Below are 21719 nucleotides of genomic sequence, written 5' to 3' on the forward strand. Positions count from 1 at the left end.
GTGCCGTTTTACTTTGTGCCTGCTCCACCGCCATCGCGAGCAAGCTCGCTCCCACAGTAGTTCGGTGTTGTTCACAAATAGTGTGTTAACAGGAGATCCATTGTGGGAGCGAGCTTGCTCGCGAAGAGGCCATCCCAGACAACCGGTTACTGATGACGGCACACAAGTACGAAGATCAAACGCAAAAACGGCACCCGAAGGTGCCGTTTCTGTTTTCTACCGAGTGTCGCTTAAGCGATCAACCCGCCAGACCCGCTTGCTGAACCAGCACCAGCAACGGCTGCGGATACAGCCCGAGGAAGAACGCCAGTGCAGCGATGGCCAGCAGCATCACGCCGCCTGCACGTTGTTCCCAGTGCAGTTGCGCATCGTGGCGACGCAGGTTCGGTTCGATCAGGTACAGGGTGACCATCACACGCAGGTAGTAGAAGACGCCGATGGCGCTGCCCAGTACCAGGGAACCGACCAGCCACCATTGGTGCGACTCGACGCCGGTAGCGATGATGTAGAACTTGCCGATGAAGCCCGCGGTCAGCGGGATACCGGCCAGGGACAGCATCATCACGGTCAGTACGGCGGTCAGGTACGGACGGCGCCAGAACAGGCCGCGGTATTCGTACAGGGCATCCGCGTCACGGCCGTTGTACGGCGAGGACATCAGGGTGATCACGCCGAACGCGCCGAGGCTGGTGATCACGTAGGTGACCAGGTACACGCCGATGGCTTCCACGGCCAGACCCTTGCTCGCTACCAGTGCGATCAGCAGGTAACCGAAGTGAGCGATGGACGAGTAACCCAGCAGACGCTTGAGGTTGCTCTGGGTCAGTGCCAGCAGGTTACCGAACAGGATCGACGCGATGGCGATGATGGTCAGCACGTCACTCAGTACACCGCTGCTCGCCGCGGGCGAGATCTGGAACAGACGCACCATCACTGCGAACACAGCCACTTTCGAAGCGGTGGCCAGGAACGCGGCCACCGGTGCCGGAGCACCTTCGTAAACGTCCGGGGTCCAGAGGTGAAACGGTACCAGCGACAGCTTGAACGCCAGACCGATTAGCATCATGCCCAGGCCCAGTTGCGCCAGCGAGCTTGGCAGGCCGGTGGCCGCGAGGGCCTGGCCGATACCGACGAAGCTCAGGCTGCCGGAGTCGGCGTAGAGCAGGGCCATGCCGAACAACAGGAACGCAGAACCGGCGGCCGACAGCACCATGTACTTGATACCGGCTTCCAGCGAACGCTTGTTGAAGAAGGCATAAGCCACCAGACCGTAGACCGGTACCGAGAGCAGTTCCAGACCGATGAACAACCCGGCCAGGTGCTGCGCGCTGACCAGCACCAGGCCACCGGCGGCGGCCATCAGGATCAGCAGGTAAAGTTCTTCACGGTTGCCCGGGTAACCCGAACCGCCATCGCCGAGGTAGGCGTGGGCGAGGGTTACACAAGCGAGGGTGGCGACCAGGATCAGCGCCATGTACAGGCAAGCGAAGGTGTCGATCTGCAGCAATGGAGTCACGGCCAGAGGCGCGACTTTCAGGGCTGGCAGGATCGACAGCAACGCCAGGTTCAGACCCGCCACGGAAATCAGGAAGGTCTGCGAGTGGTTGCGGCGCCAGGCGATCGCCAGCATCACCACGATGATCGTGGCGCTGGTGATCAACAACGGCGCAAGCGCGATAAAGTGTTGAGTCGTGAATTCCATAGCGCTCTTACCGGGCCGAAGCGAGTTGAGTGAAGGCGGTGCCGAGCCATTGCTGCACGCCATGCATCGTCGCAGCAGAGGTATCGAGGAACGGTTGCGGGTACACGCCGATGAAAATCAGCAACGCTGCCAGGCCGACCACCATGATCAGTTCGCGACCGTCCATGCCATGCAGCACCGCGTCCGATTTGGACGGGCCGAAGTAGGCACGGTGGATCATGATCAGCGAGTAGACCGAACCGAACACCAGACCGGACGTCGCGAGGATAGTGATGATTGGAGCGCTCGGGAACGTGCCGATCAGGATCAGGAACTCACCCACAAAGTTACCGGTAGCCGGCAAGCCCAGGGACGCGGCTGCGAAGAACAGGCTGACGGCCGGCAGGTAAGCGATCTTCGACCACAGGCCACCCATCTCACGCATGTCGCGGGTGTGGGTACGCTCGTACAGTTGACCACTGAGGATAAAGAGTGCCGCCGCCGACAGACCGTGCGCCAGCATCTGCATCACAGCGCCCTGCAGCGCCAGTTGGCTGCCGGAGTAGATGCCGATCAACACGAAACCCATGTGGGAAACGGAGGAGTAGGCGATCAGGCGCTTGATGTCGGTTTGGGCGAAGGCCAGGAACGCACCGTAGAAGATCCCGATCAGACCGAGGGTCATGGCGAACGGCGCGAACTCGGCCGAGGCATTCGGGAACAGCGGCAGGGCGAAACGCAGCAGACCGTAAGCAGCCGTTTTCAACAAGATACCGGCCAGGTCGACCGAACCCGCGGTCGGTGCCTGGGCGTGAGCGTCAGGCAACCAGGAGTGGAACGGCACCACCGGCAGCTTCACCGCGAAGGCGATGAAGAAGCCGAGCATCAGGATGTACTCGGTGGTCAGCGACATCTTGGTTTTCAACAGATCGGCGTAGTTGAAGGTAATCACGCCGGTGTCGTTGAAGTTGACCAGTACCAGGCCCAGGATCGCCACCAACATGATCAGGCCGGAAGCCTGAGTGAAGATGAAGAACTTGGTCGCCGCGTAGATCCGGGTTTTCTTGCCGTCCGAAGAACTATGACCCCAGAGCGCGATGAGGAAGTACATCGGCACCAGCATCATTTCCCAGAAGAAGAAAAACATGAACAGGTCGAGGGCGAGGAACACGCCGACGACACCGCCCAGGATCCACATCAGGTTCAAGTGGAAGAAGCCAACGTGACGCTGGATCTCTTTCCACGAGCAGAGTACCGAGAGGATACCCAGCAGACCGGTCAGCAGGATCATCAACAGCGACAGGCCGTCGAGGGCCAGGTGCACGCTGATGCCGAAGCGCTCGATCCAGATGTGCTTGAACTCAAGCGCCCAGGTCGGATCGGCGCCAGGTGCCGGAGCAAATGAATAATTACCGTGGGCCCACAGCCAGAGGCCGAGCGCGAGTTCCAGGGTCATGGTCAACAGCGCAATCCAGCGGGGGAGGGTAGCGCCGAAGCGCTCACCCATCCAGCACAGCAGGCCGCCGATGAAGGGGATCAGGATTAGCCAAGGCAGAATCATGACGGGCTCAATTCCTTTCGCAAGTTCGCAAGGTTCATATCAGACCGCTACCAGCACGATGGCGCCGATGACCAGCACGGAGCCGGCTGCCATCGATGCCGCGTACCAACGCAGTTGACCGGTTTCGGTACGGCTCAGGGCGGTGTGACCCCCTTTGGCCATACGCGGGATCAGACCGATGGTCTGGTCGAGCGGGTCTCTGCGCAGTGCGTGGCTGATCGCAAGGTATGGCTTGACGAACAGTTTGTCGTAGATCCAGTCGAAGCCCCAGGCAGCGAACCACCAGGCCGAAAGGAAGCGGCCGATGCCGCTGTTGGCGATTGCAGTGACGAAACGACGCTTGCCGAGGAACAGCAGCGCGGCCAGCAGGATACCGGACAGGGCGATGGCGCCCGACGCGATTTCCAGACTGTGCTTGGCTTCGCCGCCGGCATGGCCGACGCTTTCCGGCAGCACGCCGTGCAGTGGTGGAACGATCATCGCGCCGATGGCGGTAGACAATACGATCAGCACCGACAGTGGCAGCCAGTGAGCGATGCCGTGACCGGCGTGCGCTTCGGTCTTCACTTCACCGTGGAACGCGATGAAGATCAGGCGGAAGGTGTACAGCGAAGTCATGAACGCGCCGACCAGACCTGCATACAGCAGACCGTGGTTGCCGCTGGCGAACGCTTCCCAGAGGATTTCGTCCTTGGAGTAGAAGCCTGCGGTCACCAGTGGCAGGGCCGCCAGGGCCGCGCCGCCGACGATGAAGCTGGCGTAGGCCAGTGGCAGTTTCTTCCACAGGCCGCCCATCTTGAAGATGTTCTGCTCGTGATGGCAGGCAACGATCACCGAACCGGACGCAAGGAACAGCAGCGCCTTGAAGAAGGCGTGGGTCATCAGGTGGAAGATCGCGCCATCCCAGGCACCCACGCCCAGGGCCAGGAACATGTAGCCGATCTGGCTCATGGTCGAGTAGGCGAGGATACGTTTGATGTCGGTCTGGACCAGTGCGGCAAAACCGGCGAGTACCAGGGTCACACCGCCGACCACGCCAACCAGGTGCAGGATGTCCGGCGCCAGGGCAAACAGGCCGTGAGTACGGGCGATCAGGTAGACACCGGCGGTTACCATCGTTGCGGCGTGGATCAGTGCCGAAACCGGAGTAGGACCGGCCATCGCGTCCGCCAGCCAGGTTTGCAGCGGCAGTTGCGCGGATTTACCGACAGCGCCGCCCAGCAGCATCAAGGTCGCCATGACCATCCAGAAGTCGCCAGACTGGAATTTCTGTGGTGCCAGAACCAGCAGTTCCTGGATGTTCAGCGTGCCCAGTTGTGCGAACAGGATGAACAGGCCGATGGCCATGAACACGTCGCCGATACGGGTCACGATGAAGGCTTTGAGTGCCGCGTTACCGTTGTTGCGGTTGCTGTAGTAGAAACCGATCAACAGGTACGAGCACAGGCCCACGCCTTCCCAACCGAAGTACAGGAACAACAGGTTATCGCCCAGGACCAGGAACAGCATGCTGGCGATAAACAGGTTGGTGTAGGCGAAGAAGCGCGAGTAACCGGCTTCACCGCGCATGTACCAGGACGCGAACAGGTGGATCAGGAAGCCGACGCCGACCACCACACCCAGCATGGTCAGGGACAGACCATCCAGGTACAGCGCGAAGTTAGGCGTAAAGCCTTCCACCGCCATCCACTGCCACAACACCATGGTGTAGTGACCGCCTTCCGGCGGGGCGACGTTGAATTGCCAGATCACGTAAGCCGTGACGATGGCCGACAATCCGATGGAACCGACGCCGATCAGCGCCGACAGGTTTTCCGAGAGGCGGCCGCGTGAGAACGCCAGCAGCAGGAAACCTATGAGAGGGAATACGAAAGTCAGATAGAGAAGATTCATCCGCGCATCTCGCTGGCAGCGTCGATATCGAGAGTGTGGAAGCGGCGATACAGCTGCAACAGAATCGCCAGGCCAATACTGGCCTCGGCGGCTGCCAGGCTGATCACCAGGATGAACATGATCTGTCCATCCGGCTGCGCCCAGCGGCTACCGGCAACGATGAAGGCCAGTGCGGAGGCATTCATCATGACCTCCAGGCTCATCAGCACGAAGAGAATGTTGCGGCGGACCATCAGGCCGACCAGACCGAGGCAGAACAGGATGCCGGCGACCGCCAGACCATGCTCCATAGGGATAGCAGGCATCGTCATTGCTCCTTGGCTTCGTTGCGGCCCAAGTGGAACGCCGTGACAGCTGCGGCGAGCAGCAGCATCGAGGCGAGTTCGACCACCAGCAGGTAAGGACCGAACAGGCTGATGCCCACGGCCTTGGCGTCTACGGTGGTGTGGCCGACGGCCTGACCGCTGGAGTGGCTGAACAGCACGTACAGCAGTTCAACCAGCAGCAGGGCGCCGAGCGCGACCGGGCCGAGCCAGATGCCGGGCTTGAGCCAGACGCGCTCTTGCTGAACCGAGGCCGGGCCCAGGTTCAGCATCATCACCACGAACACGAACAGCACCATGATGGCGCCAGCGTAGGCGATCACTTCCAGCACACCGGCGAACGGCGCGCCGAGGGCGAAAAACGTCATCGCCACGGCAATCAGCGAAATGATCAGGTAGAGCAGGGCGTGCACGGGGTTGGTGTTGGTGATCACGCGAAGCGTGGACACAACAGCGATACCCGATGCGAAATAGAAAGCGAATTCCATCTTTCTTCCTTAAGGCAGCAAGCTCTTCACGTTGATCGGTTCGGCTTCATTCTGCGCGGCGCCTTTCGGCTTACCGGCAATCGCCATACCTGCAACACGATAGAAGTTGTAATCAGGGTTTTTGCCGGGGCCGGAGATCAACAGATCTTCTTTCTCGTACACCAGGTCCTGACGTTTGAACTCGGCCATCTCGAAATCCGGTGTCAGCTGGATCGCGGTGGTCGGGCAGGCTTCCTCGCAGAGGCCGCAGAAAATGCAGCGCGAGAAGTTGATACGGAAAAACTCCGGGTACCAGCGACCGTCATCGGTTTCAGCTTTCTGCAGCGAGATGCAACCGACCGGGCACGCCACGGCGCACAGGTTGCAAGCTACACAACGCTCTTCACCGTCGGGGTCGCGGGTCAGGACGATACGGCCACGGAAGCGCGGCGGCAGGTACACGGCTTCTTCCGGGTACTGCAGCGTGTCGCGCTTGCGGAAGGCGTGGCCGAAGATCATCACCAGGCTGCGAAGCTGGGTGAAGAAGCCATGCACGATGTCAAATATGTACTTCATGATTCTCTATCCTCACTGAGCCGCGACGGCGGGCGTGTTGAGCAACACGATCGCAGCGGTCACCAGCATGTTGACGAGGGTCAGCGGCAGGCAGAACTTCCAGCTGAAATCCATCACTTGGTCATACCGTGGGCGCGGAATCGAGGCGCGCAGCAGGATGAAGAACATGATGAAGAACGCGGTTTTCAGTGCGAACCAGATGAACGGGATCTGCGGCAGAATGCCGAACGGACCGTGCCAGCCACCGAAGAACAGGGTCACCAGCAGCGCCGAAATCAACACGATGCCGATGTACTCACCGACGAAGAACATGCCCCATTTCATGCCGGCGTATTCAATGTGGTAACCGTCGGCCAATTCCTGTTCCGCTTCCGGCTGGTCGAACGGGTGACGGTGAGTCACGGCGACGCCGGCAATGAAGAAGGTCAGGAAACCGAAGATCTGTGGAATGACGAACCACAGGTTCTGTGCCTGGTATTCAACGATGTCGCGCATGTTGAACGAGCCAACCTGGATCACGATGCCCATCAGCGACAGGCCCATGAACACTTCGTACGACACGGTTTGTGCCGAGGCCCGCAAGCTGCCCAACAGGGCGAACTTGTTGTTACTCGACCAGCCGGCGAACAGCACCGCGTAGACCGACAGACCGGCCATGGCGAAGAAGAACAGGATGCCGATGTTGATGTCCGCCACACCCCAGGTGGGGGTGATCGGGATGATCGCGAAGGCAATCAGCAAGGCGCTCATGGCCACGACCGGTGCCAAGGTGAAGATCACTTTGTCGGCGAACGGCGGGGTCCAGTCTTCCTTGAAGAACATCTTGATCATGTCGGCCGCGATCTGGAACGCGCCGAACGGGCCGACGCGGTTCGGACCGTAACGGTCCTGCCAGAGGGCGAGCAGACGACGCTCGACCCAGCTCAGCAGCGCGCCGCACACCACGACGGCGAGCAGAATCACGATGGCCTTGAGGACCGCGATGATCACGTCAATCACTTCAGGCGTGAACCAGGTCATTGAGCTGCCTCCTGCAGACCGTCAACGGTTTTGCCAAAGATCGCTGGCGGAATACCGGCGATACCGGCCGGCAATGCGACCAGGCCGGCACCCAGCTCTTCGTTGATGCGCAGCGGCAGACGCAGGGTCTGGCCAGCAACGCTCAAGCTCAGCATGGCGCCGTCATTGACACCCAGACGGTCGGCTTCGGATTTGGCCAGCGACACGTAAGCGGCCGGAATGCGTTCCTGAACCGGCTCGGCTTTGGAAGAGTTCTCTTCGCTGCCGAACAGGTGGAAGAACGGCACAACCTGCCAGGTGCCTGGAGCCGGGTTGAACGCCCGAGGAACACTGGCGAACCAGTTCAGCGAGTCACCGGTGCTTTCGATCAGGCGGGTGCCCGGGTCGCCAGCGCGGATGTGACCACCGACTTCGTCCTGGAACTTGTTCCAGGCTTGCGGCGAGTTCCAGCCCGGAGACCAGGCGAATGGCACTTGCTGACGCGGTTCGACCGAGCCCGAGTAACCTTCCATGGAGAACGAGAACGCGGTGTCGTTGTCCTGGGAAGTACGCGGTTCATGCACGCTGATGTCGGCGCGCATGGCGGTCCGGCCGCTGTAACGCAGCGGTTCGCGAGCCAGTTTCAGGCCCTTGATGCGGAACGCGGCGGACGGTGCAGCGCTGACGATGCCGGCCAGTTGCGGAGTGCTTGCGGCACAGGCAGCGGTGACGTGGTCCAGTTGGGTCCAGTCGATCGGCTGGTTCAACAGGGTGGCGCGCAGGGCATGCAGCCAGCGCCAGCCTTCGTGAACCATGATGCTTGCGTCGAGGTAAGTCGGGTCGAAGACCTGGAAGAAGCGCTGGGCGCGGCCTTCCTGGCTGACCAGCGTACCGTCGCCTTCAGCGAAGCTGGCCGCTGGCAGAACCAGGTGCGCGCGATCGCTGGTGGCGGTCTTCTGATGGTCCGCCACGATCACCACTTTCGCGGCGTTCAGGGCAGCATCGACACGGGCTTTGTCGGTACGGGTGTACAGATCGTTTTCCAGCACGACGATGGCGTCAGCTTTACCGTCGATCACGGCTTGCAGCGCGGCATCGACCGAGTCGCCACCGAGCATGGCCAGGCCGAGGCTGTTGGCCTCTGGCACGATCAGGCTGATGGAGCCGTTCTTCTCGCGCAGCTTCAGTGCTTTGGCGATGTTTGCCGCAGCTTCGATCAGTGCCTTGGAACCCAGCGAGGTACCGGCAATGATCAGCGGACGCTTGGCGGCGAGCAGGGCGTCGGCAATGCGCTTGGCCAGCTCGAGAGCTTCAGCGTCCAGGCCTTCAACGGCAGGCGCGCTGGCGTCAAGGGCGTGAGCCACAGCGAAACCGATGCGGGCCAGGTCGTCTGGCGCAGCGTGAACGCATTCTTCAGCGATGTCGTCGAGCTTGGTTTCAGCCAGGCTGGCGATAAACAGCGGGTTCAGAGCGTTCTGACCGATGTTCTTCACGGCGGCGTCGAGCCAAGGCTGAACGCGCATGGCGTCGGCCATGTCTTCGGCTTTGCCTTTGACCGATTGACGCAGGGACAGGGCCATACGCGCAGCGGTCTGGGTCAGGTCTTCACCGAGGACGAAGATCGCATCGTGGTCTTCGATGTCGCGCATGTTCGGGATCGGCAGCGGGCTGTCTTTAAGCACCTGCATCACCAGACGAATGCGTTCCAGCTCGGCGGCTTCGATACCGGAGTAGAAGTGCTCGGCACCGACCAGCTCGCGCAACGCGTAGTTGCTTTCGAGGCTGGCGCGTGGCGAACCGATACCGACGATGTTACGACCGCGCAGCAGGTCGGCGGCTTTATCCAGCGCTTCGTCGAGGGTCAGCTTGGCGCCGTTGGCCAGCAATGCCTGACGCGGGCGATCCTTGCGGTTGACGTAGCCATAGCCGAAACGGCCACGGTCGCACAGGAAGTACTGGTTTACCGAACCGTTGAAACGGTTTTCGATACGACGCAGTTCACCGTAGCGCTCACCCGGGGAGATGTTGCAACCGCTGGAGCAGCCATGGCAGATGCTCGGCGAGAACTGCATGTCCCACTTGCGGTTGTAGCGCTCGGAGTGAGTCTTGTCGGTGAACACACCGGTCGGGCAGACCTCGGTGAGGTTGCCGGAGAACTCGCTTTCCAGGGTGCCGTCTTCAACGCGACCGAAGTACACGTTGTCGTGGGCGCCGAATACACCGAGGTCGGTGCCGCCAGCGTAATCCTTATAGAAGCGCACGCAGCGGTAGCAAGCGATGCAGCGGTTCATTTCGTGGGAAATGAACGGGCCCAGTTGCTGGTTCTGGTGAGTACGCTTGGTGAAGCGATAACGGCGCTCGTTGTGGCCGGTCATCACCGTCATGTCTTGCAGGTGGCAGTGACCGCCTTCTTCACAGACCGGGCAGTCGTGAGGGTGGTTGGTCATCAGCCATTCAACGACGCTGGCGCGAAACACTTTCGCTTCTTCGTCGTCGATGGAGATCCAGCTGCCGTCGGTGGCGGGGGTCATGCAGGACATGACGATCCGACCACGCTTGTCGTTTTCGTCGGTGTACTGCTTGACCGCGCACTGGCGGCAAGCGCCAACGCTGCCTAGGGCTGGGTGCCAGCAGAAATAAGGGATATCGAGGCCTAGCGACAGACATGCCTGTAACAGGTTGTCTGCCCCATCGACTTCGAGCTCTTTGCCGTCTACGTGGATAGTGGCCATGGTTCAAAGTTCTTCGTTGGCCCGGTGTCAGCGGGCGTGGCTAATGGAATCTTGTTATTCGCGTGAATCAACACAGCCGTTCAAGGCGTCATCACACGAAAAGCTGCGGGCACGGACCCTTCGCTTTTTTAAGCGTTTACGCGCCGACTACGATCGGCCTTGCCAGAGGCGGGACGACGGCGCTGGTAGGCGCGATGCCGGCTTCGAACTCATGGCGGAAGTATTTGATTGCGCTGCCCAACGGCTCCACGGCGCCCGGTGCGTGAGCACAGAAGGTCTTGCCAGGGCCGAGGAAACCGACCAGACCCAGCAGGGTCTCGATATCGCCGGCTTGCCCTTCACCGTTCTCGATGGCGCGCAGAAGCTTGACGCTCCACGGCAAACCGTCACGGCACGGGGTGCAGAAGCCGCAGGATTCGCGGGAGAAAAACTCTTCCATGTTGCGCAGCAGGGACACCATGTTGACGCTGTCGTCCACCGCCATGGCCAGGCCGGTACCCATACGGGTGCCCACTTTGGCGATGCCGCCGGCGTACATTTGTGCGTCGAGGTGTTCCGGCAACAGGAAACCGGTACCGGCGCCGCCTGGCTGCCAGCACTTGAGCTTGTAACCGTCGCGCATGCCGCCGGCGTAGTCTTCGAACAACTCGCGACCGGTGACGCCGAAGGGCAATTCCCACAGGCCCGGGTTCTTGACCTTGCCGGAGAAGCCCATGAGCTTGGTGCCCATGTCTTCACTGCCTTCGCGGGCCAACGATTTGTACCAGTCCACGCCGTCGGCAATGATCGCCGGCACGTTGCACAGGGTTTCAACGTTGTTCACGCAAGTCGGCTTGCCCCACACGCCAACGGCCGCAGGGAAGGGCGGCTTGGAGCGCGGGTTGGCGCGGCGACCTTCGAGGGAGTTGATCAGTGCGGTTTCTTCACCGCAGATGTAACGCCCGGCGCCGGTGTGGACGAACAGCTCGAAATCGAAGCCGCTGCCCAGAATGTTTTTACCCAAAAGGCCTGCAGCCTTGGCTTCTTCCACGGCACGGTTCAGGTGCTTGGCGGCGGTGGTGTATTCGCCACGCAGGAAGATGTAGCCACGGTAGGTTTTCAGCGCGCGAGCACTGATCAGCATGCCTTCGATCAGCAGATGGGGCAGTTGCTCCATCAGCATGCGGTCTTTCCAGGTGTTCGGTTCCATCTCGTCCGCGTTGCACAGCAGGTAGCGGATGTTGATGGATTCGTCTTTGGGCATCAGGCCCCACTTAACGCCAGTGGGGAAGCCTGCACCGCCGCGACCTTTAAGGCCGGAGTCTTTCACGGTCTGGACGATGTCGTCCTGAGCCATGTCGGCGAAAGCCTTGCGCGCAGCCGCGTAACCGTTCTTGGCCTGGTACTCGTCGAGCCATACGGCTTCGCCGTCGTCACGCAGACGCCAGGTCAGCGGGTGAGTCTCGGCCGAACGCTTGATGCGGTTGGCTGGACCGAAGGAAGTCAGGGTCATACGTAGCCCTCGAGCAATTTGGCAACGCCGGCAGGCTGCACATCACCGAATGTGTCGTCGTCGATCATCAACGCCGGCGCCTTGTCGCAGTTGCCGAGGCAGCAGACCGGCAGCAGGGTGAAACGACCGTCGGCGGTTGTCTGACCCAGGCCGATGCCCAGATTGCTCTGGATTTCGCTGACTACCGATTCATGGCCACCGATGTAGCAGACCATGCTGTCGCAGACGCGAATGATGTGACGGCCGACCGGCTGACGGAAGATCTGGCTATAGAACGTCGCCACCCCTTCAACGTCGCTGGCCGGGATGCCGAGGATCTCGCCGATGGCGTAGAGCGCGCCATCAGGCACCCAGCCACGTTCCTTCTGGACGATCTTCAGGGCTTCGATCGACGCCGCGCGCGGGTCTTCGTAGTGATGCAGCTCGTGCTCGATGGCCGAGCGCTCGGTTTCGCTCAGGGCGAAACGGTCTGTCTGGATAAGCGTGCTGTTCATGCTTAGCGGTCCACGTCGGCCATAACGAAATCGATACTACCCAGGTACGCAATCAAGTCCGCGACCATGCTGCCTTTGATCACCGAAGGGATCTGCTGCAGGTGCGGGAAGCTTGGGGTGCGAATCCGGGTGCGGTAGCTCATGGTGCCGCCATCGCTCGTCAGGTAATAACTGTTGATGCCCTTGGTCGCTTCGATCATCTGGAAGGATTCGTTGGCCGGCATGACCGGGCCCCACGAAACTTGCAGGAAGTGCGTGATCAGGGTCTCGATGTGCTGCAGGGTGCGCTCTTTCGGTGGCGGCGTGGTCAGCGGGTGATCCGCCTTGTACGGGCCTTCCGGCATGTTGCGCATGCACTGCTCGATGATCTTCAGGCTCTGGCGCATTTCTTCGACACGCACGATGCAACGGTCGTAGGCATCGCCATTGGCCGCCAGCGGCACTTCGAATTCGAAGTTCTCGTAACCGGAGTACGGACGCGCTTTACGCAGGTCGAAATCGCAACCGGTCGAACGCAGGCCGGAACCGGTGACGCCCCATTCCAGGGCTTCTTTGGTGTTGTAGGCGGCGACGCCGATGGTCCGGCCACGCAGGATGCTGTTGTCCAGTGCGGCTTTCTGGTATTCGTCCAGACGCTTTGGCATCCATTCGATGAAGTCTTTCACCAGTTTTTCCCAGCCGCGCGGCAGGTCGTGAGCGACGCCACCGATGCGGTACCAGGCCGGGTGCAGACGGAAGCCGGTAATGGCTTCGATCACCGTGTACGCCTTCTGACGGTCGGTGAACGTGAAGAACACCGGGGTCATGGCGCCGACGTCCTGGATGTAAGTCCCCAGGAACAGCAGGTGGCTGGTGATCCGGAAGAACTCGGCCATCATGATGCGGATGACGTCGACCTTCTCGGGCACCTTGATGCCGGCCAGCTTCTCGACCGAGAGCACGTACGGCAGGTTGTTCATCACGCCGCCGAGGTAGTCGATACGGTCGGTGTACGGAATGAAGCTGTGCCAGGACTGACGCTCGGCCATCTTCTCGGCACCACGGTGGTGGTAACCGACGTCCGGTACGCAATCGACGATCTCTTCACCGTCCAGCTGCAGAATGATGCGGAACGCACCGTGCGCGGAAGGGTGGTTAGGGCCGAGGTTGAGGAACATGTAGTCCTCGTTCGCCCCGGAACGCTTCATGCCCCAGTCTTCAGGCTTGAAGCGCGCGGCTTCTTCCTCAAGCTGTTGCTTGGCCAGGGTCAGGCTGAACGGGTCGAACTCGGTGGCGCGGGCCGGGAAGTCCTTGCGCAGCGGGTGACCTTCCCAGGTCGGCGGCATCATGATGCGGGTCAGGTGCGGGTGACCGGCAAAGTTGATGCCGTACATGTCCCACACTTCACGCTCGTACCAGTTGGCGTTCGGCCAGATGCCGGTCACGGTCGGCACGCTGAGGTCGCTCTCGGACAAGGCGACCTTGATCATTACGTCACTATTACGTTCGATCGACATCAAGTGATAGAACACAGTGAAGTCGGCGCCGCTTGGCAGCCCTTGACGCTTGGTGCGCAGACGCTCGTCCACGCCGTGCAGGTCATAGAGCATGACGTACGGCTTGGGCAGGTTGCGCAGGAAGGTCAGGACTTCGACGAGTTTGGCACGGGCAACCCAAAGCACCGGCATGCCGGTGCGGGTAGGCTGGGCGGTGAACGCCTCAGGGCCAAAACGGTTATTCAGTTCGACGACCACATCCTGGTCGTCTGCCTTATAAGGCGGGATGTACAGAGCACTGCCTGTAGTCATGGTTATTTTATCGCTTTCGGTCAACGTAAAGAATGAAGCCAGGTTCTCGTTCTATAAAAGAAGCAGGTCTGGATCAGACTTCGTCGGGGCTGCGCAGGTTGGTGACTGCGATTCGCTGTTCGCGGCGCTGTTCCTTTTGCGAAGGCATCTCGGCGCGGTATACGCCTTGATCGCCGACGACCCAGGAAAGCGGACGACGCTCCTGTCCAATCGACTCTTGCAAGAGCATCAAGCCTTGCAGAAAAGCTTCAGGGCGGGGCGGGCAGCCAGGCACGTAGACGTCCACGGGCAGGAACTTGTCCACCCCTTGAACGACTGAGTAGATGTCGTACATGCCACCGGAGTTGGCGCACGAACCCATGGAGATAACCCATTTAGGTTCGAGCATTTGCTCGTAGAGACGCTGAATGATCGGCGCCATCTTGATGAAGCAGGTACCGGCGATAACCATGAAATCCGCCTGACGCGGCGATGCCCGGATAACCTCGGCGCCAAAGCGCGCGATGTCGTGGGGCGCCGTGAAGGCGGTGGTCATTTCCACGTAGCAGCACGAAAGACCGAAGTTATACGGCCACAGGGAGTTCTTGCGCCCCCAGTTGATCGTGCCGTTAAGCACGTCTTCGAGCTTGCCCATGAAAATGTTTTTGTGGACTTGATCTTCTAACGGATCGGAAACGGTTTCCCGTTCGCCAATCGGATACTGCTCGTTAGGAGCATCGGGGTCGATCCTGGTGAGATTGTATTGCATTGCCAAAGCCTCATTGTTTCAGCTTCGCTTGCCGCTTAAGACGAGCTGCCGGAGCCCAGTCAAGGGCGCCCACTCGAAATAGGTAGACAAGACCTGCCAACAGAATTGCTATGAAAACGAGAGCTTCGACGAATCCGGTCCAGCCGCTTTCGCGGACGGACACAGACCAGGCAAAGAGAAAAAGGGCTTCGATATCGAAGATCACGAAGAGCATCGCGACCAGATAGAATTTTGCAGAGAGCCGCAGACGGGCGCCACCTGTAGGCAGCATGCCGGATTCGAACGGTTCGTTTTTGCTGCGGCCCCAGGCTTTTGACCCGAGGAGGCTGGAGACGCCGAGCATGAAGGCACAAAGGCCGACGACGCCCAGAAGGAAAATGGCAAAGCCCCAGTTGTGGGCCATGAGTCCTGTCGCTTCGGGCATGCTGGTAATCCTTAACAGAGAGCAAAGGTCTCTGAGCTTGAAAAGAAACAAAGCAGTGACGATATGTCGCAGCAATCAATCCCGCTGATTTTATGGCACAACACCGTGCAAGTAAAATTCCTATAGCGAAATTATTTATAGGAATAAGGACATGGCGCACCTCCAAAACCCCGCAGCCCATGCGGTTCGGGCATTGGCCGGGATTTCATCAATATTGTTTTGTTGGGAATGTAACGAACATAGTTGCGGCTAAATGATAATCAATATTGTTTGTGGCGGTTTTTAAACTGTTTAACAGGTTAATGGGTGGGAAGTTGTCTTACATGCGCCTTATTGCAAGTAGTGCGCAGGGAGGTTTTAGCGTGTTTTCCTGATCGGGAAAATGCTCTGGATCAAGGTTTTTCCCAGATTCACCACTGACCACTGTGGGAGCGAGCTTGCTCGCGATGGCGGCCGTCCAGTCGAAGTTGTACTGACTGACATTCCGCTATCGCGAGCAAGCTCGCTCCCACAGGGTTCGGCGGTGTTGGTTAAATCGAGGGCAAAAAAAATGCCCCGAACCAGTCGGGGCGTCAGATGTGCGGCGTCGCGGTTAGCTTTCTATTCGGTCCGCAACGGCCGTTTGCTCAGGTGAAGCAGATCAGTGGAACTGTTCTTCTTCAGTCGAACCGGTCAGCGCGGTCACCGAAGACGAGCCACCTTGAATCACGGTGGTCATGTCGTCGAAGTAGCCGGTGCCCACTTCCTGCTGGTGAGCCACGAAGGTGTAGCCCTTCGAAGCGTCAGCGAACTCTTGCTCTTGCAGCTTCACGTAGGCAGTCATGTCGTTGCGGGCGTAGTCGTGCGCCAGGTTGAACATGCTGTGCCACATGTTGTGAATGCCGGCCAGGGTGATGAACTGGTGCTTGTAACCCATGGCGGACAGTTCGCGCTGGAACTTGGCGATGGTCGCGTCGTCCAGGTTTTTCTTCCAGTTGAAGGAAGGCGAGCAGTTGTACGACAGCAGTTGGTCCGGGTATTCCTTTTTGATCGCTTCAGCGAAGCGACGAGCTTCGTCCAGATCCGGCTTGGCAGTTTCACACCAGATCAGGTCGGCGTACGGAGCGTAAGCCAGGCCGCGAGCGATCGCCTGGTCCAGGCCGGCGCGCACTTTGTAGAAGCCTTCCTGGGTACGTTCGCCAGTTACGAATGGCTGGTCGTACGGGTCGCAATCGGACGTCAGCAGGTCAGCTGCGTTAGCGTCGGTACGAGCCAGGATGATGGTCGGAGTACCGGCAACGTCAGCCGCCAGACGGGCAGCGGTCAGCTTCTGTACAGCTTCCTGGGTAGGAACCAGTACCTTGCCGCCCATGTGGCCGCATTTTTTCACGGAAGCCAGTTGGTCTTCGAAGTGAACGCCGGCGGCGCCTGCTTCGATCATGCTTTTCATCAGTTCGTAAGCGTTCAGTACGCCGCCGAAACCGGCTTCAGCGTCAGCCACGATCGGTGCGAAGTAGTCGATGTAGCCTTCGTCGCCCGGGCCTTTACCGGCTTTCCACTGGATCTGGTCAGCACGACGGAACGAGTTGTTGATGCGCTTGACCACGGTTGGAACCGAATCCACCGGGTACAGCGACTGGTCTGGGTACATCGATTCGGCGGAGTTGTTGTCCGCAGCCACTTGCCAGCCCGACAGGTAGATTGCCTGGATACCGGCTTTGACTTGTTGCACAGCCTGGCCGCCGGTCAGGGCGCCCATGCAGTTGACGAAATCTTTATCAGGACGGAAGGATGGCTTGGCGCCCTGGGTCACCAGGTTCCACAGCTTCTCGGCGCCCAATTTTGCAAAGGTGTGCTCAGGTTGAACCGAGCCACGCAGGCGGACGACGTCAGCAGCGGAGTAAGCGCGTGTCACGCCTTTCCAGCGTGGGTTTTCAGCCCAATCTTTTTCGAGGGCTGCAATTTGCTGTTCGCGTGTCAGTGCCATGGAGATAAACCTCGTCGCATAGGTCTGGGTGGAAAATTCCTGCTCCTGCCGAATACGCTTTTCAAAAGTGGGCGTAAAAGGCTGCTCGCTGACCAGAAGCTTAGGCGGTCAAGTCGGATTCGGCGGGGGTGGCGACGGGATGAACGATGGGCTCGAGGGGAAGTGAGCAGGTAAGGGCGAACTGGCGAGCGCATTCGGGCGTCGTGGGCCTTGGTACGAACTTCAGTGTGGAGCCGGGTTACCTAATTACGCTTCCGTCCCTCGGGACAACTTCGTTCCAGTCGGCAACCTCGTCAAACACACCTTGTGGGCGGTACAGACACGAAGCGGCTCGCGGGGTAGGTGCGAACGGCGCCTCGAAGGCCCTTGCCAGGGCCCCTGATTAGCGGGAGCGAGGCCATCATGCCTTCGCTTTTTTGTATCGTCAAACGTTTTGTAGTGCTTTTTTTATAGCACTACATCTTTGGTCTAATACGACTAATCAGTCAGTTTTCGGTGGTTTAGTCCAAAGTATCGACTTTCACCCGCAGGGTCATGTCATCGCGGCCCTGAGTCGAGTAGCTGCGGGTCTGGCCCTGTTTGTCGGCCTGAGTCTGGCGGTTTACGCCAGCCAGGGTGATCCATTCGCCGAGACGACCCGTGACAGTTGTGTCGGTACTTTGCACATTCACTACATCGGGACGTTCCTGGCTCATGCGGTCACGGTTTGTGCTGATCGCCAAGTGAACGATCTCCCCGGTGACGCTGGCGGTGACGTAGAAACCCTGGGTGACGTTGCGGTATTCGGTCTGGCTGCGCAGGTCGCCGTAGGAATCGATCTGAGTGCTGGTGAGCGGTACGCTCTGGCCGACCTGGATCAGTGCCGGCGTGCCTTCGCTGGCCTGGATCTGCTGAATCCCGCCGTCACGGCTGTCGGTGCTGCGATTGATGATGCGGGTCTGACTTGGTTTGGCGCCATTTACCGAGTAGCCCTGATCGCCCTGGAAGTTGTTTTCGTTGGTGTCGACAGTGATCAGCAGGCGTTTGGCGGCGACGTCGAGTTGGGAGATGAGGGCCTTAAGTTCGTCGATCTTGCGCTGATCGGCATTGACGATCAGCTGATTGCCGTAGGCGCTGACCTGACCTTCCTTGCCGATGAAGTTCTGCGCGATGGGCAGCATGTCGTCGCTGGTGCGGTAGTTCAGTGGCACGATCTCGGTGGCTGCCATGACCGAAAAACTGCAGGTCAGCAGCAGCGTGGTGAGCAGGGTGCGTAGGGACATATCCGTTATCTCCGACATCTTGAAGTGTTGATATTGCCAGTTTGTCGGCCCAGCGTGGGGCAAGTTGAATCGTAGACAGCAAAACGCCCCGGCATCCGAGGATGGCGGGGCGTTTTGTGGTGTTCTCTCGGGCCTCATCGCGAGCAAGCTCGCTCCCACAGTAGTTCAATGGTGTTGCTGCAATCTGTGGCAACACCTAAAACCCTGTGGGAGCGAGCTTGCTCGCGATGGCAGCACCTCGGTGTCAGGCCGAGTGCCGCACCATGTCCACATGCGGAATCCCGGCTTCCAGGAATTCCTCACTGACCAGGCTGAAGCCCAGGCGCTCATAGAACGCCGTGGCCTGTACCTGTGCGCTCAGCATCTGCTGCTTGAGCCCGCGCTTCTCGGCTTCGCCGATCACCGCTTGCATCAGCGCATCGCCGACTTTCAATCCGCGCCAGTCTTTCAGCACCGATACCCGGCCGACGTGGCCATCGGGCAGCAGGCGGGCGGTGCCAATCGGAAAGTCGCCTTCGAAGGCCAGAAAATGCACCGCCGTCGCGTCATCAGCATCCCATTCCAGCTCAGGTGGAACGGATTGCTCGGCGATGAACACCGTCTCACGAATGCGCCGGATCTCGGCGTTGTCCTTTTGCCAGTCTGCGACACGTACGTGAATTTTATTCATCAGCAAACCCCAGGCTTCCTTGCTTGATCAGCTCACACAGCAGGCCGCGACCATCTTCGTCGCTCAGCCAGTCGCCGAGATTGTCGACGTGCAGCGCGTCTGCGGCGCAAATCAACTTCAGCAATTCGCGCAGTTTGCCTGGCAAGTAACGGCTCTGGCCGCTGGCGAACAGCAGCAGGTCGTCATCGACTTCGGACCAGGCCAGGCGTGCGCTTGGATTGCGGATCAGCACTGCGCCTTGCTCAAGGCTGGCGAGCAGGTCGTCTTCTTCGATCTCTTCCGGGCCTGCCACCAGTTCCGGGTAGCGTGGTTCGGTCATGAACTGGCCGAACCAGGTCAGCAGCAGGCGCTCGTCGCTCATGTGCTCGGCCAGCAAGGCTTTCAGGCGGTCGAGGGCGTCGTGCTGGATCTGATGCGGATCGACTGCAGGCAGGGCGTCGGCGTCGGTGTAACGCTCTTCGTCCGACAGGAACTGGCTGAGGAAGTCGGTGAAGTGGGTCAGCACTTCGGCGGCGCTCGGGGCGCGGAAACCGACCGAGTAGGTCAGGCAGTCATCAACGGCAACACCGCAGTGGGCCAGGCGCGGCGGCAGGTAGAGCATGTCGCCCGGTTCCAGAACCCATTCGTCGGTGGCTTCGAAGTTGGCAAGGATGCGCAGGTCGGCGTGTTGCAGCAGCTTGCTCTCGGAATCGCACATCTGGCCGATTTTCCAGTTGCGCTTGCCGTGACCTTGCAGCAGGAACACGTCGTAGTTGTCGAAGTGCGGACCGACGCTGCCGCCTGGGGCAGCGAAGCTGATCATCACGTCGTCGATGCGCCAGCTCGGCAGGAAGCGGAAGTTTTCCAGCAGCTCGGCGACTTCCGGCACGAATTGGTCGACGGCTTGAACCAGCAGGGTCCAGTCGCGTTCCGGCAATTTGCTGAATTCGTCTTCTGCGAACGGGCCGCGGCGCATTTCCCAAGGACGTTCGCCGTTCTCGATGATCAGGCGCGACTCGACTTCTTCTTCCAGCGCCAGGCCGGCCAGTTCGTCGGCGTCGATCGGGCTTTCGAATTCAGGAATCGCCTGACGGATCAGCAGGGGTTTTTTCTGCCAGTAGTCGCGCAGGAATTCGCGCGCCGTGATGCCGCCCAGAAGTTGAAGAGGAATGTCAGGATTCATGTGTAACCTATTGAAAAAATGCACTTTTCAGACGGGAATAAAAACGCCCGGCGCTGCCGGGCGTCTCAAAAGGGTAAAGCGGTCGATCAGATGCGTTTGGCTTGCTCTGCAGCGTTGCCGATGTAGTTCGCCGGGGTGAGCAGTTTCAGCTCGGCCTTGGCGGCGGCTGGCATGTCCAGGCCGTCGATGAAAGTTTGCAGTGCTTCAGGGCTGATGCCCTTGCCACGGGTCAACTCTTTCAGTTTTTCGTACGGGTTTTCGATGTTGTAGCGACGCATCACGGTCTGGATTGGCTCGGCCAATACTTCCCAGCACGCGTCCAGGTCAGCAGCGATTTTCTGAGCGTTGAGCTCGAGTTTGCTGATGCCCTTCAGACTGGCTTCGTACGCGATCACGCTGTGGGCGAAGCCGACACCGAGGTTGCGCAGCACGGTGGAGTCGGTCAGGTCGCGCTGCCAGCGGGAGATCGGCAGCTTGCTCGCCAAATGCTGGAACAGTGCGTTGGCGATGCCCAGGTTGCCTTCGGAGTTTTCGAAGTCGATCGGGTTGACCTTGTGCGGCATGGTCGACGAACCGATTTCGCCAGCGATGGTGCGCTGCTTGAAATAACCCAGGGAGATGTAGCCCCAGATGTCGCGGTCGAAGTCGATCAGGATGGTGTTGAAGCGCGCGATCGCGTCGAACAGCTCGGCGATGTAGTCGTGCGGTTCGATCTGCGTGGTGTACGGGTTGAAGCCCAGGCCCAGCTCGTCTTCGATGAAGGCGCGGGCGTTCTCTTCCCAATCGATCTCAGGGTAGGCCGACAGGTGAGCGTTGTAATTGCCGACAGCGCCGTTGATTTTGCCCAGCAGCGGAACGGCAGCGACTTGAGCGATTTGACGCTCCAGACGGTAAACCACGTTCGCCAGCTCTTTGCCCAGGGTGGTCGGCGAAGCCGGTTGACCGTGGGTACGCGACAACATCGGTACGTCAGCGAAACGGATGGCCAGCTCGCGGATGGCTTCAGCGGTTTGGCGCATCAGCGGCAGCATCACGTCATCACGGCCTTCGCGCAGCATCAGGGCGTGGGACAGGTTGTTGATGTCCTCGCTGGTGCAGGCAAAGTGGATGAATTCGCTGACAGCAGCCAGTTCCGGCAACTTGGCCGCTTGCTCTTTGAGCAGGTACTCAATGGCTTTGACGTCGTGGTTGGTGGTGCGCTCGATCTCTTTGACGCGCTCGGCGTGCTCCAGCGCGAAGTTTTCCGCCAGGGTGTTCAGCACAGCGTTGGCTTCGGCGGAGAACGCCGGCACTTCGCTGATGCCAGGGTGAGCGGCCAGGCGCTGGAGCCAGCGCACTTCAACCAGAACGCGAGCGCGGATCAGGCCGTATTCGCTAAAAATTGGGCGCAGGGCCTGGGTTTTGCCGGCGTAGCGGCCGTCAACAGGGGAAACCGCAGTGAGCGAAGAAAGCTGCATGGGGTGTTCTCGGACAGTCGGGCAA

The 21719-nt window shown here is 59.9% G+C and carries 18 protein-coding genes; all 18 read right to left on the minus strand.

The genetic code is table 11. The features are described 5' to 3' along the window. Window positions 1-238: 238 nt before the first annotated feature. Window positions 239-1702 carry an NADH-quinone oxidoreductase subunit NuoN gene (gene nuoN / locus VD17_RS02225; RefSeq protein WP_033057078.1) on the minus strand — a complete coding sequence of 488 codons (1464 nt, stop codon included), beginning with the start codon at window positions 1700-1702 and terminating at the stop codon, window positions 239-241. A 7-nt stretch (window positions 1703-1709) separates the two neighbouring features. Beyond that, a complete protein-coding gene (gene nuoM / locus VD17_RS02230; RefSeq protein WP_033057076.1) occupies window positions 1710-3242 on the minus strand; it encodes an NADH-quinone oxidoreductase subunit M in 1533 nt (510 codons plus the stop codon). A 39-nt stretch (window positions 3243-3281) separates the two neighbouring features. Continuing rightward, a complete protein-coding gene (nuoL, locus tag VD17_RS02235; protein ID WP_046052485.1) occupies window positions 3282-5135 on the minus strand; it encodes an NADH-quinone oxidoreductase subunit L in 1854 nt (617 codons plus the stop codon). Then, on the minus strand, window positions 5132-5440 hold the full coding sequence (nuoK, locus tag VD17_RS02240; protein WP_007946416.1) for an NADH-quinone oxidoreductase subunit NuoK: 309 nt from the start codon (window positions 5438-5440) through the stop codon (window positions 5132-5134). The genes nuoL and nuoK overlap by 4 nt, the downstream gene beginning before the upstream one ends. 2 nt (window positions 5441-5442) lie before the next feature. Next, window positions 5443-5946, minus strand: coding sequence for an NADH-quinone oxidoreductase subunit J (gene nuoJ, locus VD17_RS02245; protein WP_033057072.1), 504 nt, complete (start codon window positions 5944-5946; stop codon window positions 5443-5445). 9 nt (window positions 5947-5955) lie between these two features. Beyond that, window positions 5956-6501, minus strand: a complete 546-nt coding sequence (gene nuoI, locus VD17_RS02250) for an NADH-quinone oxidoreductase subunit NuoI (RefSeq protein ID WP_019648466.1) — start codon at window positions 6499-6501, stop codon at window positions 5956-5958. A gap of 12 nt (window positions 6502-6513) precedes the next feature. Further along, window positions 6514-7521, minus strand: a complete 1008-nt coding sequence (gene nuoH / locus VD17_RS02255) for an NADH-quinone oxidoreductase subunit NuoH (protein ID WP_008146046.1) — start codon at window positions 7519-7521, stop codon at window positions 6514-6516. Then, window positions 7518-10232, minus strand: a complete 2715-nt coding sequence (gene nuoG / locus VD17_RS02260; RefSeq protein WP_046052486.1) for an NADH-quinone oxidoreductase subunit NuoG — start codon at window positions 10230-10232, stop codon at window positions 7518-7520. The genes nuoH and nuoG overlap by 4 nt, the downstream gene beginning before the upstream one ends. Window positions 10233-10368: 136 nt before the next feature. Continuing rightward, the gene (gene nuoF, locus VD17_RS02265) at window positions 10369-11724 is read right to left on the minus strand and encodes an NADH-quinone oxidoreductase subunit NuoF (RefSeq protein ID WP_008146041.1); all 1356 of its coding nucleotides are present in this window, start codon (window positions 11722-11724) and stop codon (window positions 10369-10371) included. Continuing rightward, window positions 11721-12218, minus strand: coding sequence for an NADH-quinone oxidoreductase subunit NuoE (nuoE, locus tag VD17_RS02270; RefSeq protein ID WP_008146039.1), 498 nt, complete (start codon window positions 12216-12218; stop codon window positions 11721-11723). Before nuoE ends, nuoF begins: the two co-directional genes overlap by 4 nt. A 2-nt stretch (window positions 12219-12220) precedes the next feature. After that, on the minus strand, window positions 12221-14005 hold the full coding sequence (gene nuoC, locus VD17_RS02275; protein ID WP_008146037.1) for an NADH-quinone oxidoreductase subunit C/D: 1785 nt from the start codon (window positions 14003-14005) through the stop codon (window positions 12221-12223). Window positions 14006-14078: 73 nt separating this feature from the next. Beyond that, entirely contained in the window at window positions 14079-14753 is a 675-nt protein-coding gene (locus tag VD17_RS02280; RefSeq protein ID WP_008146035.1) for a NuoB/complex I 20 kDa subunit family protein, read from the minus strand. Between the two features lie 10 nt (window positions 14754-14763). Beyond that, window positions 14764-15177, minus strand: a complete 414-nt coding sequence (locus VD17_RS02285; RefSeq protein ID WP_008146033.1) for an NADH-quinone oxidoreductase subunit A — start codon at window positions 15175-15177, stop codon at window positions 14764-14766. A 640-nt stretch (window positions 15178-15817) separates the two neighbouring features. Beyond that, window positions 15818-17143: an isocitrate lyase gene (aceA, locus tag VD17_RS02290; RefSeq protein WP_033057066.1), complete on the minus strand. Its 1326-nt coding sequence runs from the start codon at window positions 17141-17143 to the stop codon at window positions 15818-15820. Window positions 17144-17643: 500 nt separating this feature from the next. Beyond that, complete coding sequence (locus VD17_RS02295) at window positions 17644-18405, minus strand: secretin N-terminal domain-containing protein (protein WP_046052487.1); 762 nt, start codon at window positions 18403-18405, stop codon at window positions 17644-17646. A 244-nt stretch (window positions 18406-18649) separates the two neighbouring features. Further along, window positions 18650-19075, minus strand: coding sequence for a GNAT family N-acetyltransferase (locus VD17_RS02300; protein WP_017339601.1), 426 nt, complete (start codon window positions 19073-19075; stop codon window positions 18650-18652). After that, the gene (locus VD17_RS02305) at window positions 19068-20237 is read right to left on the minus strand and encodes a ribosomal protein uL16 3-hydroxylase (protein WP_046052488.1); all 1170 of its coding nucleotides are present in this window, start codon (window positions 20235-20237) and stop codon (window positions 19068-19070) included. Before VD17_RS02305 ends, VD17_RS02300 begins: the two co-directional genes overlap by 8 nt. 86 nt (window positions 20238-20323) lie before the next feature. Next, window positions 20324-21694, minus strand: coding sequence for an adenylosuccinate lyase (purB, locus tag VD17_RS02310; protein WP_046052489.1), 1371 nt, complete (start codon window positions 21692-21694; stop codon window positions 20324-20326). Between the last annotated feature and the right edge of the window lie 25 nt (window positions 21695-21719).

Origin of the sequence: Pseudomonas fluorescens, from assembly GCF_000968015.1 — a bacterium.
Classification (GTDB): domain Bacteria; phylum Pseudomonadota; class Gammaproteobacteria; order Pseudomonadales; family Pseudomonadaceae; genus Aquipseudomonas; species Aquipseudomonas fluorescens_W.